This is a genomic window from Candidatus Nitrosotenuis uzonensis (assembly GCF_000723185.1).
In the GTDB taxonomy this organism is placed as follows: Archaea; Thermoproteota; Nitrososphaeria; order Nitrososphaerales; family Nitrosopumilaceae; genus Nitrosotenuis; species Nitrosotenuis uzonensis.
Genome location: NZ_CBTY010000008.1, coordinates 401,446 through 413,289, shown reverse-complemented (window position 1 = coordinate 413,289; position 11,844 = coordinate 401,446). Strand labels below are relative to the sequence as shown.

Annotated in this window: 16 protein-coding genes and 1 rRNA gene; 6 read left to right on the top strand and 11 right to left on the bottom strand. The window is 44.7% G+C overall.

Annotation, left to right across the window (positions count from 1 at the left end):
• Genes NITUZ_RS04960 through NITUZ_RS04950 form a run of 3 tightly spaced genes read right to left on the bottom strand, consistent with a single transcriptional unit; the run spans window position 1 to window position 1,920 of the window.
• The gene (locus NITUZ_RS04960) at window positions 1-291 is read right to left on the bottom strand and encodes a hypothetical protein (protein WP_048195896.1); all 291 of its coding nucleotides are present in this window, start codon (window positions 289-291) and stop codon (window positions 1-3) included.
• Between the two features lie 47 nt (window positions 292-338).
• On the bottom strand, window positions 339-737 hold the full coding sequence (locus NITUZ_RS04955) for a hypothetical protein (RefSeq protein WP_048195895.1): 399 nt from the start codon (window positions 735-737) through the stop codon (window positions 339-341).
• 52 nt (window positions 738-789) lie between these two features.
• Entirely contained in the window at window positions 790-1,920 is a 1,131-nt protein-coding gene (locus tag NITUZ_RS04950; RefSeq protein WP_048195893.1) for a fructose-1,6-bisphosphatase, read from the bottom strand.
• A 139-nt stretch (window positions 1,921-2,059) separates the two neighbouring features.
• Between NITUZ_RS04950 and tuf the strand changes: the two genes are divergently transcribed.
• Genes tuf through NITUZ_RS04935 form a run of 3 tightly spaced genes read left to right on the top strand, consistent with a single transcriptional unit; the run spans window position 2,060 to window position 3,913 of the window.
• A complete protein-coding gene (gene tuf / locus NITUZ_RS04945) occupies window positions 2,060-3,358 on the top strand; it encodes a translation elongation factor EF-1 subunit alpha (protein WP_048195891.1) in 1,299 nt (432 codons plus the stop codon).
• Between the two features lie 15 nt (window positions 3,359-3,373).
• Window positions 3,374-3,682, top strand: a complete 309-nt coding sequence (gene rpsJ / locus NITUZ_RS04940) for a 30S ribosomal protein S10 (protein WP_048195890.1) — start codon at window positions 3,374-3,376, stop codon at window positions 3,680-3,682.
• Between the two features lie 33 nt (window positions 3,683-3,715).
• Complete coding sequence (locus NITUZ_RS04935) at window positions 3,716-3,913, top strand: TFIIB-type zinc ribbon-containing protein (RefSeq protein WP_048195889.1); 198 nt, start codon at window positions 3,716-3,718, stop codon at window positions 3,911-3,913.
• Here the strand turns inward: NITUZ_RS04935 and NITUZ_RS04930 are convergent.
• From NITUZ_RS04930 to NITUZ_RS10345, 3 genes are all read right to left on the bottom strand, one after another.
• Window positions 3,910-4,044 carry a hypothetical protein gene (locus NITUZ_RS04930; protein ID WP_275040823.1) on the bottom strand — a complete coding sequence of 45 codons (135 nt, stop codon included), beginning with the start codon at window positions 4,042-4,044 and terminating at the stop codon, window positions 3,910-3,912. The genes NITUZ_RS04935 and NITUZ_RS04930 overlap by 4 nt on opposite strands.
• Window positions 4,045-4,106: 62 nt before the next feature.
• Entirely contained in the window at window positions 4,107-4,517 is a 411-nt protein-coding gene (locus tag NITUZ_RS04925) for a hypothetical protein (protein WP_048195888.1), read from the bottom strand.
• Between the two features lie 67 nt (window positions 4,518-4,584).
• Window positions 4,585-4,710: a hypothetical protein gene (locus tag NITUZ_RS10345; RefSeq protein WP_255569409.1), complete on the bottom strand. Its 126-nt coding sequence runs from the start codon at window positions 4,708-4,710 to the stop codon at window positions 4,585-4,587.
• A 90-nt stretch (window positions 4,711-4,800) separates the two neighbouring features.
• On the opposite strand from NITUZ_RS10345, the gene NITUZ_RS04920 reads away from it, so the two are divergent.
• On the top strand, window positions 4,801-5,310 hold the full coding sequence (locus tag NITUZ_RS04920; protein ID WP_048195886.1) for a TIGR00725 family protein: 510 nt from the start codon (window positions 4,801-4,803) through the stop codon (window positions 5,308-5,310).
• Here NITUZ_RS04920 and NITUZ_RS04915 read toward each other — a convergent pair.
• Window positions 5,300-6,439 carry a 3-hydroxyacyl-CoA dehydrogenase gene (locus tag NITUZ_RS04915; RefSeq protein WP_048195885.1) on the bottom strand — a complete coding sequence of 380 codons (1,140 nt, stop codon included), beginning with the start codon at window positions 6,437-6,439 and terminating at the stop codon, window positions 5,300-5,302. The two genes, NITUZ_RS04920 and NITUZ_RS04915, sit on opposite strands and share 11 nt — an antisense overlap.
• 85 nt (window positions 6,440-6,524) lie before the next feature.
• Between NITUZ_RS04915 and NITUZ_RS04910 the strand changes: the two genes are divergently transcribed.
• The gene (locus tag NITUZ_RS04910) at window positions 6,525-6,929 is read left to right on the top strand and encodes an HIT family protein (RefSeq protein WP_048195883.1); all 405 of its coding nucleotides are present in this window, start codon (window positions 6,525-6,527) and stop codon (window positions 6,927-6,929) included.
• Here the strand turns inward: NITUZ_RS04910 and NITUZ_RS04905 are convergent.
• The 4 genes from NITUZ_RS04905 to NITUZ_RS04890 are packed head-to-tail and all read right to left on the bottom strand — an operon-like array spanning window position 6,926 to window position 10,018.
• Window positions 6,926-7,597 carry a DnaJ domain-containing protein gene (locus NITUZ_RS04905; RefSeq protein WP_048195881.1) on the bottom strand — a complete coding sequence of 224 codons (672 nt, stop codon included), beginning with the start codon at window positions 7,595-7,597 and terminating at the stop codon, window positions 6,926-6,928. The two genes, NITUZ_RS04910 and NITUZ_RS04905, sit on opposite strands and share 4 nt — an antisense overlap.
• Window positions 7,598-7,631: 34 nt before the next feature.
• On the bottom strand, window positions 7,632-8,333 hold the full coding sequence (locus tag NITUZ_RS04900; RefSeq protein WP_048195880.1) for a hypothetical protein: 702 nt from the start codon (window positions 8,331-8,333) through the stop codon (window positions 7,632-7,634).
• Entirely contained in the window at window positions 8,317-8,667 is a 351-nt protein-coding gene (locus NITUZ_RS04895; RefSeq protein WP_244443814.1) for a cupin domain-containing protein, read from the bottom strand. The genes NITUZ_RS04900 and NITUZ_RS04895 overlap by 17 nt, the downstream gene beginning before the upstream one ends.
• A 46-nt stretch (window positions 8,668-8,713) precedes the next feature.
• Complete coding sequence (locus NITUZ_RS04890) at window positions 8,714-10,018, bottom strand: aspartate aminotransferase family protein (RefSeq protein ID WP_048195876.1); 1,305 nt, start codon at window positions 10,016-10,018, stop codon at window positions 8,714-8,716.
• A gap of 275 nt (window positions 10,019-10,293) precedes the next feature.
• Between NITUZ_RS04890 and NITUZ_RS04885 the strand changes: the two genes are divergently transcribed.
• Window positions 10,294-11,764, top strand: a 16S ribosomal RNA gene (locus NITUZ_RS04885).
• The last annotated feature ends 80 nt before the right edge of the window (window positions 11,765-11,844 follow it).

Genomic DNA, 11,844 nt, shown 5'->3' with positions numbered 1-11,844 from the left:
CTACTTTATCTTCAAATGCGCCTTTATCTTTAAAGCAATCTCTGCATTCCTGCTCGCTATCTTGGAATAAAAGTCTGCAAGCTCATCGTCGTTTAGAAACCGCTTGTTTTCGGCAAGGAACTTTTCAAAAAACACACCAGAAATATATCCAATATACAGTCCATACGCAAAGTCTGTCAGTGACGTCGATACGATATTGCTCTTTGTAGCTGCTAGTACCATGCTTGGATACTCTAGTGCGTAATCTGTTATGTCCTTTAGATTCTTTTCTTGAATTACGTCAAGTGGCATTTGTTTGAACTACCGACTTGGCGTATTTAGGATTAATGTCTAATGTTTTAGATGTATCTGAAAATTGTTTTCTTCTCTGAGTTTGGTGTGTCCGCAACCATTGCAAAGTTGTGCAGCGGGTGATCCTTTTTGTACTGTTTCATAAAACTCCATGCCACATCGTGGTTCCTAAACTCTGTGCGCAATCCGTCTAATTCCACTTGATTGCCGAACACATCAAATGCCACAATAGCATATTTCTTTGGTCTGTTATGTGGCCTTGCCCGGAGAAACCATGCGAACGCAAACGCAAAGACAAACACAAGCATGAACGCTCCACCGACTTCTCTGAAGAATCCTGAAACGTAGTTTGGTATCGTCTGCCCAAACAATGTGATAAGAACGTGAGATACCGAAACTATTCCTATGCTAAAAATCACTGTTTTTAGGTATTCGGATAATCTCATACTCTCATTAGTCTTCTGTCACACTTAACCTTATTGTTGTGTTTGTCGTAATCTAGTCGGGATCTTCGTATTTTTTGTTACCGCCAACCTGTTTTGTTTCAAGTGGTTTCATTTTTTTGTGCAAGCCTTCTATTACTGCCTTGTATCCTTCCGCATACTCTAACTCTGCAGGCACAAGAGTTGCAGGGTGTATGAATCCTTGACTTCTCATGGCCAAGGCCTTTTTGGTCGCAATCTCCCTGACATAATCCCAGTCAGGCGTTGAAAATCCGTCAAACGGTCCTGTGAATTTGCCCCCGTGCATTGAAAACACAAGTGCCTCTATGATCGGGATGCAAAAGTCAATTGATGCTGCAGTGTTTATCTTTACTGGCATCAGCGGCATGTGGTGACTTCCACGCGTGTTGCCTGCAACGTAATGCGGATTGTTAAACACGCTTCCGAGCTCTTCGGTGGCAGGAAAGTTCTTCTGTGTCCTCACTATTGCGATCGGATCATCTTTTCCTACATACGTTCCTGCTATGTTGTGCAGTCTGTCCGTTGACGATGCCACTATTGGCTCGCCCGACTTTGTATACACTGATGATACGACGTATCTGCCAGGATACATGAGTGCGGCTTCCAGAATGGGCTTGTCTTCCCATAAAGATAGCTCTGCTATCTCGCCTACCTCAACATCCATTATGTTGAACTTGACGCCGGCAGCAAGCGATTTGTTTACAATAAGTCCCGTATTGCTTAACGCGTCAACAAACAGTCGGTAAAACGGATAATTAAAGGCGCCCGGCTCTGTCTTGTCAGCTGCCAGCACGGTGAATGCCTCGTTTGGCCTTTCCTCAAACTCCAGTTCTGCAACGCCAGGCCCCATCCCTTTGACATTTCCTGAAAAAGAGTCTTTTAGCAGGTCCTGTCCAGCACCGTACAGGCCCTCTGACTTGGCAACTTTGGTGCCCTCTTCAAACGCCTTCCATGCAAGGCCGTGAATCTGAGCATTATCCGTGCCTTTTGTATGAGACATGATAATGTGAACATCATCCCCTGCATATCCAACATAATAATCAAGCAACAGATCTGATGATTGCTTTATTGTCCTTCTTACAGCATCCAGTAGTCCATCACTGGGTCGCGTGTGGCCGCCAATACCGCCAACATCTGCTTTGATTGCAGATACAGTAACTTTCATGTCTCTTTGTTTTTTTACTTTGATTTATAGTATATCGAAAATTTTCCAAGTAGTTTTGATGATCAAAAAAATCTAAAAAACGGCAAAAACTCTTGAAAAAATCGTAACTCTAATAAACCCCTCTCGTAAGCATGGTTACATGGCAACCAAACCACACTTGAACTTGATCGTAACTGGACATATCGATAATGGTAAATCAACTACTATGGGTCACTTTTTAATGGACATGGGCCTTGTAGATGAAAGAACTATAGCTGCACATGCGGCAGAGTCTGAAAAAACCGGAAAGGGTGACACCTTCAAATACGCATGGGTAATGGATAACATTAAAGACGAAAGAGAAAGAGGTATTACAATAGATCTTGCGTTCCAAAAATTCGAAACGCCAAAGTATTTCTTCACACTAATTGATGCACCTGGCCACAGGGACTTTATCAAAAACATGATCACTGGAGCATCTGAAGCAGATGCCGCAGTACTCGTCCTATCAGCTAAGGAAGGAGAGACTGATACTGCGATAGCACCAGGAGGACAAGCAAGAGAGCACGCATTTCTGCTAAAGACTCTGGGAGTAAACCAGCTAATTGTTGCAATCAACAAGATGGATGATAGTAACTATTCTGAGGCAGCATTCAAAGTTGCAAAGGAAAAAGCAGAAAAACTAATCAAATCAGTAGGTTACAAACTAGAGAACGTACCAATCATTCCAGTATCTGGATGGAAAGGAGACAACCTAGTAAAAAAATCAGAGAACATGCCTTGGTGGACAGGCAAAACACTATTGCAGGCATTCGATGACTTTCAAGTGCCTGAAAAACCAATCGGTAAACCACTCAGACTACCAATCCAAGATGTTTATACCATCACTGGTGTTGGTACAGTCCCTGTAGGAAGAGTAGAGACTGGCAAATTCAAAACAAACGACAAAATAATCATCATGCCATCAGGCGCAGTCGGTGAGGTAAAATCAATTGAGACTCACCACACCCAGATGGAATCTGCAGAGGCAGGCGATAACATCGGCTTCAACCTAAGAGGTATTGAAAAGAAAGACATCAAAAGAGGTGATGTCATGGGACACCCAGATAACCCACCAAAGGTTGCTAAGGAATTCCGAGCGCAAATTATAGTAATACACCACCCAACAGCAATTGCACCTGGTTACACACCAGTCATGCATGCACACACAGCACAAGTTGCAGCAACAATCACTGAATTTGAAGCAAAGATCAACCCCGCAACTGGTGCAGTCGATGAGCAGAATCCAAAATTCCTCAAAGTTGGAGATTCAGCAATTGTCAAAATTAGACCGGTAAGACCTACTTGCATTGAGACATTCAAAGAGTTCCCGGAGATGGGAAGATTTGCACTCAGAGACATGGGCGCAACAATCGCGGCCGGCATTGTCAAAGATATCACTGAAGAGTACAAACCGTAAAACCTGGTCGTTTCCTTGACACAATCTGCCCGAATAAAACTCACAAGCACATCTCTGCCAAAACTTGACGGCGTTTGCACCGAGATTTTGGGCATAGGCAAAAAGACAGGCGTTCGCGTCAAAGGTCCAACCCCACTTCCAGTGAAACGACTCAACGTAGTCACACGAAAATCTCCATGTGGGAACGGAACTGAAACTTATGAGAAATGGGAGATGCGAATGCACAGAAGGATAATCGATCTTAACGCAGACGACAAGGCCATACGACAGCTGATGCGCTTAAAGATTCCCGACGACGTATACATTGAACTCTCGTTAAAGTAGACCTTAAATTATCGTCAAGTGTCATGATTCTTAATGTCTGAAGAACCCGAACTCTCAACAACTGAAGCACCAGTGACTGAAAAGTTTGATGTCATATACAAGTGCCTTCGATGTGGAACCAGCGTAACAAACACTGAGCTTAGCAGACTGCCTGAGATAAAATGCATCTGTGGATTTAGGGTATTTACCAAAGTAAGGCCACCTGTAGTAAAAACAGTAAACGCAATTTAGGACCTATCTTTTTTGTAACTGTGAAATCGCTGCAAATGCGTTCTCATATCCTGCATATTTGAAAAACTCTGATTGCATTTTTTGCATTCATACGGTATATCCTTGCCGTGTAATACCTGCTGATGCTGCATCATCTCCTCCTGCGACCCGAACGATTTGGTGCACATGGGACAGATATTTTTCTTGAACAATTTTATCTGCGAGATTGCTTTTGCTCGTCCCAACACTTTCTGCAAATTTGTCCGTCTATCTTCCAGTCGCTTTTTGGATTATATCTGAAGAATCCCAACCGTGTGCCGCAAACACCGCAGAACTCTTTTTTCTGATTGAAATCTTCTTCCTTTTTATCAAAGCATTTCTTACACAACAGCCCATTGGTCTCCCACTGCCACCGCGGCTCCCACAAATCGGTTATTTTTTGTTCTATGCCGCATACAGTGCACTTTTGTTTGTATGTGCCGCTGTAATACTGCTCAAGCGTCCTCATATAGCAGTCCGTGCAAAGCGGATATTCAAGACCCCATTCCTTTTTTGGTCTGTGTTTGTGTGTGATCTCTTTTTTGCACACTGTGCACGCTGCGGGTTTTTTGCTGAATAGGCCCATGTCTGGCGTATGCGATCTCTTTTAAAAAACGTAATTAAAATAACAAAAAGTGAGTAAAAATGCCCGTTTAGATCTCTTTTAGGATCTTCTCTATTGCCTGGCTTGCATTGAGCATGCCGCTCATCTTTGCAATCTGGGCGATTTTCTCATATTGTTCAGCTGTGAGGCAGACTGGCATTGTGCGATTTGTCATGCTGTTATATTTTCTCATATTGTTATATCCTTTACGCTTTCGATCGCATTTTTTGAAAAAGATAATTTAGCCATAAAGAAAATACGAGTATTGCCAAAGAAAAGACAGATTCTAGTTATTGGAAATAATGAAAATGGCTGCACCCCTGAACTTGAGCTGCTAGCTTACGAGGTAGGCAAAGAAGTGGCAATCTCCGGCTCTGTACTGATAACAGGGGGTCTTGGTGGTGTCATGAGAGCAGCCTGTCATGGAGCGCACGATGCGGGCGGACTTACTGTTGGGATAATCCCACAAGACGACGCTTCGTTTGCCAACGAATATTGTGATATAGTCATTCCGAGCGGTCTTGGACTCTCAAGAGACTTTCTTAATGCACTTGCATCAGACGGCGTCATAGTTGTAGGCGGCGGCTCTGGTACACTCTCTGAGATGTGCGCAGCATACATGCATAAAAAACCAATTGCCGCACTCAGAAAATCTGGCGGAATGGCAGCAAAGTTTGCCGACCAGTACCTTGATCACAGACAAAATGTCAAAATTGTTGGCGTTGATACGCCTCAGGACGCCGTAAAGTACATCCTTGATAAGATCACTGCATAGAGACAAGCAGTGGGTCGGGCTCGTAAAACTGTCCATGCTTTTTTGCTAACTCGGCAAGCTCGGACACTATATTTTTCATTCCAAACTCCCTTGCAGTCTCAAAGATTGGCTTTTTTAGTCCTAATCCTAGCTGCGCTGCCTTTTCTATCTCTTCTATATCACTTGCCTTGTTTGTGACAAGCCATGCAGCATTGTTTACAATGTTTGCAACAAGCTGAATTGGGTTGCATTTGCTTGCAAGACCTTCATCAAGCTGTACTCTTTCATATTTTTCATCAGAATACTTGTAGAATCCTTCACCTGACTTTTGTCCAAGCTTTTTCTCATTGTACAGTCTTTCTATTTCGGGATGTGGAAAGATTACTTTTTTGTCTCTGAGATGCAACTCTATTGTGGCCTTGTGGATGACGTCCATTCCTGTAAAGTCTGCAAGCTCAAATATGCCCATTGGAAAGCCCATTCTGAATTTTACTGCCGAATCTATCTGCTCTAGTGTCAGATTCTGCCTCTGTTTTAGCCAGCATGCCTCATGCACCATCGGAATGAACAGCCTGTTAACGATAAATCCTGGAACGTCTCTTTTGCATATTACCGGCTCCTTTTTCACTGACCTGACATAGTCGACTGTGGCCTGGACTATCTGTGGGTCTGTCTTTTGCCCGGGAATGACCTCTACAAGCTTCATCAGCTGCGGCGGGTTGAAAAAATGAATTCCAACAAATTTGTCCGGCCTGCTAGTAGTGTTGGCTATCTCAGTTATTGGCAGAGTACTGGTGTTTGAGGCAAATATGACATTGCTGTCTGCTACCTTGTCAAGCTCTGCGTATACTTTCATTTTCAGGTCCATTATCTCGGGAACTGCCTCTATTACCATGTCTGCATCCTTTACTGCCTCTTTGAGATCTACCTTGGTTGTGATACGAGCAAATATGGCATCTGATTCTGCTAAAGTTATCTTTTGCTTTGTTACAAGCTTCTCAAGACTCCACTTTATCTTTTCCATGGCTTTGTCAAGAAACTGCTGCTCGATATCGCGCAGAACTACATTGTATCCTGACATCGCGCTAACCTGAGCTATTCCATGACCCATCACGCCAGAGCCGAGCACAGTTATGTTCTTAATTGACAATTGATATAGACTGCCTTGCTGCCTTTTAATGTGTTTTTGCAGCCAATCCGCACAAGTTATAAAAAATCAAATCCACAGTAAACTGATGGATTGTATCTTTTGCAAAATCGTAAGCGGTCTTATCCCTGCAAGAAAAATAATGGAAACTGATAACTCACTTGCATTCCTTGACGCATTTCCGGTAGCCAGGGGACATACGCTGGTAATACCGAAAAAACACTATGAGAAGGTGCAACAGTTGAGCAAAGAAGACAATGCAGACCTGTTTGAAACGGTACGCATTTTGACATCAAAGGTGGACGCACTTACAGGCTCTACACTTCTTGCAGTGCATAATGGGCGTGGTGCAGGACAAGAAGTACCTCACATACACGTACATCTTATCCCAAGGAGCCAAGATGACGCTGCAGGACCAGTACACAGCATGTTTACAAAAAGGCCAGCCATGTCTGAGCGTGAACTTGATGAGCTACAAAAAAGGCTTGCCTAGTATGGATAAAGGCGAGCTCCTGTCTTTTCATCTTCAACCATTATTGCCTTTGTAGGGCATGTCTGGGCGGCATCCATTATCTTGCTGCATTTGGCACCTTTTTTGTTTATCACCGTCGATTTTGGGTTCATCTTTGAAGCCTTGTCTACTGAGAACACCGAAGGGGCGATAATCTCGCAGCTGCAGCAACCAATGCACAAGCTGTGGTCTACATCAACGGATAAATCCGGTTCTTTTTCCTGTGTTATCTCAAAGTCATACATGCCGTTCGGGTGCTTGACCTGCTCATCGTATCTTTTCCAAAACTCTGATACGTATTTTTGCCAGAATGACGGGTCAGTCTCCTCCACATGGCGAGTGTATCTGGACCAGTCCTCTTCTGGTATCTTTTGGCCTGGCGGCGCGCCCCAGTTGGTGCGCCTTACAGTCCTTTCTTTTTTTGCAGAATCTGTGTATTTGGCAGTTTTTGTCTTGGAATTTGCAATCTTGTTGCTCTTTTTTAGAACATGATAGGCTTCTGTAACAATTTTGAATTTGGCACCATCGCGTTCCTCTACGTTCTTGTCCGGATGTAGCTCAAGTGCAAGTTTTCTGTATGCGTACTTGATCTCGGAAAACGACGAGTTTGGCTGTATCTGCAATACCTGATATGCCTGCGCAGCGTCCAATAATACTAGATGTGCGCCCTATGTTAAAAACATGCTAGTTTGCAAGCCTCTTTTTTGCACCACATGTCATCTCTGTCATCAACTGCACCAGCGGGCTTGATGTTATGATCTCTTCTGGAACAAGAATCTTGGTAACTATGTCATTTTTGTCTATGCTGATATGGATCTTCTGTATTACTGATTTGTACAGTATTGCTCTTTTTCCTTCGAATGTCTCTGCAAGTCCTACAGGTACTACAAACCCTTCATCAATCATCTGGTTCATCTTTCTGTATCCGGAAGTGTTTGGTATGCCGCACTGTGTAAGAACGCGCGGTATGGACTCTGCCTTTTCCCTCGTCGCATCAAGAATGCGTTTTTTATCCTCGTCTGCCAAAGTCTTTAGCAAGACCTCCGTCAAATGGTCGTTCTTTACTACAAGCCATGTCTCATCTTCATGCTTTTCCAGCGTAACAAAGTTACGCAGTATGTTATCTTCAATTTTTTTTAATTCTAGTTCAAATGCAAATAATGACTTGCGTACATGGCCGAATTTGTAGACAAATTCGTCAAAGCCAAGTCCAAAATCCTCGGCTATCTTTTTTTCCAGCCTGCTAACTTTCTCATCTGTAAGCTCGCTTCGTATGGATTCTGATAGTGAGTTTACAAGCAGCCTGTCTATGCCTTCCATCCTTGAATAGAGATGTAATCTGGACGATTTAAGTTGGTTGGTAGATACATCAATCAAATCTCTCATCTTCTTTCCTCCATGCAGGATCCACTATACACAGAAACTCTAGCTGCACATCCGATGTGTTCTTGATGGATTGTCTTGAATTTGGAGGTACGTAAACTGACTTGCCAGGTCCGACATCAGCACTTTCTTTATCGACATAAATCGTTCCTGAACCCTTTATGATGTAATAGACCTCGGAGGATTTGAGCATGTGCGGTTTTGTGCTTTTGCCAGGTCCGAGAGTACAATGCGCAATACTGTATCTTGTCTCAAGCTTGTAGGTGTGCGGATGGAAGATCTGTCTTATCGTGCTTTCCTCTGCGCCACAAGCTGCAGGAATAGCATATGTGTCCACGACTAACACGAATGTACTTTTCGCACGAGTAATTTCTCTGTATCTGTTATAGTGATTGCCTGAATTTCTCAGCTGATGCTGTGAGGGACTTTACGTCATCATCTGTATGAGCGTCGGAGAACGCGCCGAGTTTTCCAGGCAAAAAGAATATGCCGTCCTTTGCAATCATCTCAAAGTGAAATTGCTGCAAAAGATGCGTATCGCATCTTGCCGCATCAGCAGCACTCTGAACTTGCGCAGTTCCGTCGGCAACAAAATGCGTCATGAACAGAGAACCCGTCCCAGTTACTACCACCTTGCCATCAAACACCTTTGTCAACGCATTACGAGTTTTTCTGCCAAGTGACTCTAGCTTGGAATAGATTGATTTTTTTCTTTTTAGAATCTCTAGTGTTCTACTTCCTGCAGTCATTGACATCGGATTTGCAGAAAATGTGCCGCCTCCTATGTATGCGCGCCCCTCTTTAGGGAATTTCTTTGTATCGGCATACTTGAATATCTCATCTTTTGCGCAAATTACTCCTATTGGAAATCCACCACCGACAATTTTTCCAAGTGTCACAATGTCAGGATCAAGTCCCATGGTAGCGTACATGCAACCATGCCTGAATCTGAATCCAGTGACTATCTCATCTAGCACAAAAATGGCGCCGTTATCTTTTGCATACTCCTGCACTGCCTTTAGGTAATCCTTTCTGGCAGGTATGCACCCGCCGCCCCCAAGCATCGGCTCTATTATTACTGCGGCAAGATCTTTTCTTGCTTTTTTCAAAATCTCAATGGAACCTTCAACATCGTTGTAGGGAAGGGAGATTATGTGCCTTTCATCTGTAAGTCCTCTGCTCTCTGACTTGGAAAACGGCCAGTTGACTGTCTTGAGCAGGTCGCTTGTGTACCCGTGCCACCCACCATCTATTTTTGCGACAATCTTCCTGCCAGTAACTGCGCGGGCAAGTCGCACGGCATACATTGTTGCCTCAGTACCACTTGTGACGTATCGTATTTTTTCTGCGACAGGCACTGCACTTGCAATCTTCTCTGATAGCTCCATTGTCTGTTCGTTCACAGTTCCATACATCCATCCTTGTTTTAGCTGCTCGCGCACGCTTTCATAGACACCGGCTGCAGCATGGCCCAAAATCAGACTCCAATGCCCCATCCAATAGTCTACATATTTGTTCGAGTCTACGTCTATTAGGAACTTGCCTGATGCAGCCCTTGTCACAAACGGGTAGGGCTCAAAGAACCTGATGTTGTGGTGAACGCCGTTTACGTGAAGCTTTTGCGATCTCGCAAAAATCTTTGCAGACTTTGGAGTCTTTTGCCTGTAGGTGCGCTCGGTGTTTTCCAACGTCTGCTACTTTATATTGTGGGATAAATTCTGATCGAAAAACACGCCTGTTTTTGTATAATACTTTGAATGGTTTATATGATATTTCAATGGTTCTCCTTTTGCATACGTAACGCTTTGGCGGCGCTTGTAATGAAGTATGGTATCATACCAGTTTGTGATTTACGAGCCTCCAGTTACGCATACAAAATGAGGATTTGATCAACTGATCTAATCTGAACATGTGAAGATTAGTGCATTCCGTCCAATTCCAAATTAAATTTGATAAACCAAGGAATCCCGTTGATCCTGCGGGACCTGACTGCTATCGGATTGGTACTAAGCCATGCGAGTCGTTGTAGCAATACAAGGCAGACTGCTCAGTAACACGTAGTTAACCTACCCTATGGACGGGGATAACCTCGGGAAACTGAGAATAATCCCCGATAGACCACGATGCCTGGAATGGTTTGTGGTTGAAATGATTTATCGCCGTAGGATGGGACTGCGGTCTATCAGCTAGTTGGTGAGGTAATGGCCCACCAAGGCTATAACAGATACGGGCTCTGAGAGGAGGAGCCCGGAGATGGGTACTGAGACACGGACCCAGGCCCTATGGGGCGCAGCAGGCGAGAAACCTTTGCAATGTGCGAAAGCACGACAAGGTTAATCCGAGTGTCTCCTGCTAAAGGAGTCTTTTACCAGTCCTAGAAACACTGGTGAATAAGGGGTGGGCAAGTTCTGGTGTCAGCCGCCGCGGTAAAACCAGCACCTCGAGTGGTCAGGAGGTTTATTGGGCCTAAAGCATCCGTAGCCGGTTGTCTAAGTCTTCGGTTAAATCTATGCGCTTAACGTATAGGCCGCCGAGGATACTGGACAGCTAGGGAGTGGGAGAGGTACACGGTACTCAATAGGAAGGGGTAAAATCCTTTGATCTATTGATGACCACCTGTGGCGAAGGCGGTGTACCAGAACACGTTCGACGGTGAGGGATGAAAGCTGGGGGAGCAAACCGGATTAGATACCCGGGTAGTCCCAGCTGTAAACGATGCAGACTCGGTGATGCATTGGCTTGTGGCCAATGCAGTGCCGCAGGGAAGCCGTTAAGTCTGCCGCCTGGGAAGTACGTACGCAAGTATGAAACTTAAAGGAATTGGCGGGGGAGCACCACAAGGGGTGAAGCCTGCGGTTCAATTGGAGTCAACGCCAGAAATCTTACCCGGAGCGACAGCAGAATGAAGGTCAAGCTGAAGACTTTACCAGACAAGCTGAGAGGTGGTGCATGGCCGTCGCCAGCTCGTGCCGTGAGATGTCCTGTTAAGTCAGGTAACGAGCGAGACCCCTGCTACTAGTTGCTACCGTTACTCTCTGGAGCAGCGGAGCGAATTAGTAGGACCGCCGCAGTTAATGCGGAGGAAGGAAGGGGCCACGGCAGGTCAGTATGCCCCGAAACTCTGGGGCCACACGCGGGCTGCAATGGTATTGACAATGTGTTCCGAATCCGAAAGGAGGAGGCAATCATCAAACGATACCTCAGTTATGACTGAGGGCTGTAACTCGCCCTCACGAATATGGAATCCCTAGTAACTGCGCGTCACTACCGCGCGGTGAATACGTCCCTGCTCCTTGCACACACCGCCCGTCGTTTCATTGGAGTTGGCTTTTAGTGAGGTAGTGTCTTGTTGGCATTATCGAGCTTGAGGTCAGTGACAAGGGAAAAGTCGTAACAAGGTGACCGTAGGGGAACCTGCGGTCGGATCACCTCCTTAGACAAATAGACAATGTGTGATGGATGCACTAATCTTCACAAAAAATCATCAAATGCAATGCATCACGAAAGTGATGTA

Coding starts and splice junctions, on each gene's coding strand:
- NITUZ_RS04960 (WP_048195896.1), bottom strand. CDS start 291: ATGCCACTTGACGTAATTCAAGAAAAGAATCTAAAGGACATAACAGAT.
- NITUZ_RS04955 (WP_048195895.1), bottom strand. CDS start 737: ATGAGATTATCCGAATACCTAAAAACAGTGATTTTTAGCATAGGAATA.
- NITUZ_RS04950 (WP_048195893.1), bottom strand. CDS start 1,920: ATGAAAGTTACTGTATCTGCAATCAAAGCAGATGTTGGCGGTATTGGC.
- tuf (WP_048195891.1), top strand. CDS start 2,060: ATGGCAACCAAACCACACTTGAACTTGATCGTAACTGGACATATCGAT.
- NITUZ_RS04935 (WP_048195889.1), top strand. CDS start 3,716: ATGTCTGAAGAACCCGAACTCTCAACAACTGAAGCACCAGTGACTGAA.
- NITUZ_RS04930 (WP_275040823.1), bottom strand. CDS start 4,044: ATGCAGCATCAGCAGGTATTACACGGCAAGGATATACCGTATGAATGC.
- NITUZ_RS04925 (WP_048195888.1), bottom strand. CDS start 4,517: ATGGGCCTATTCAGCAAAAAACCCGCAGCGTGCACAGTGTGCAAAAAA.
- NITUZ_RS10345 (WP_255569409.1), bottom strand. CDS start 4,710: ATGACAAATCGCACAATGCCAGTCTGCCTCACAGCTGAACAATATGAG.
- NITUZ_RS04910 (WP_048195883.1), top strand. CDS start 6,525: ATGGATTGTATCTTTTGCAAAATCGTAAGCGGTCTTATCCCTGCAAGA.
- NITUZ_RS04900 (WP_048195880.1), bottom strand. CDS start 8,333: ATGAGAGATTTGATTGATGTATCTACCAACCAACTTAAATCGTCCAGA.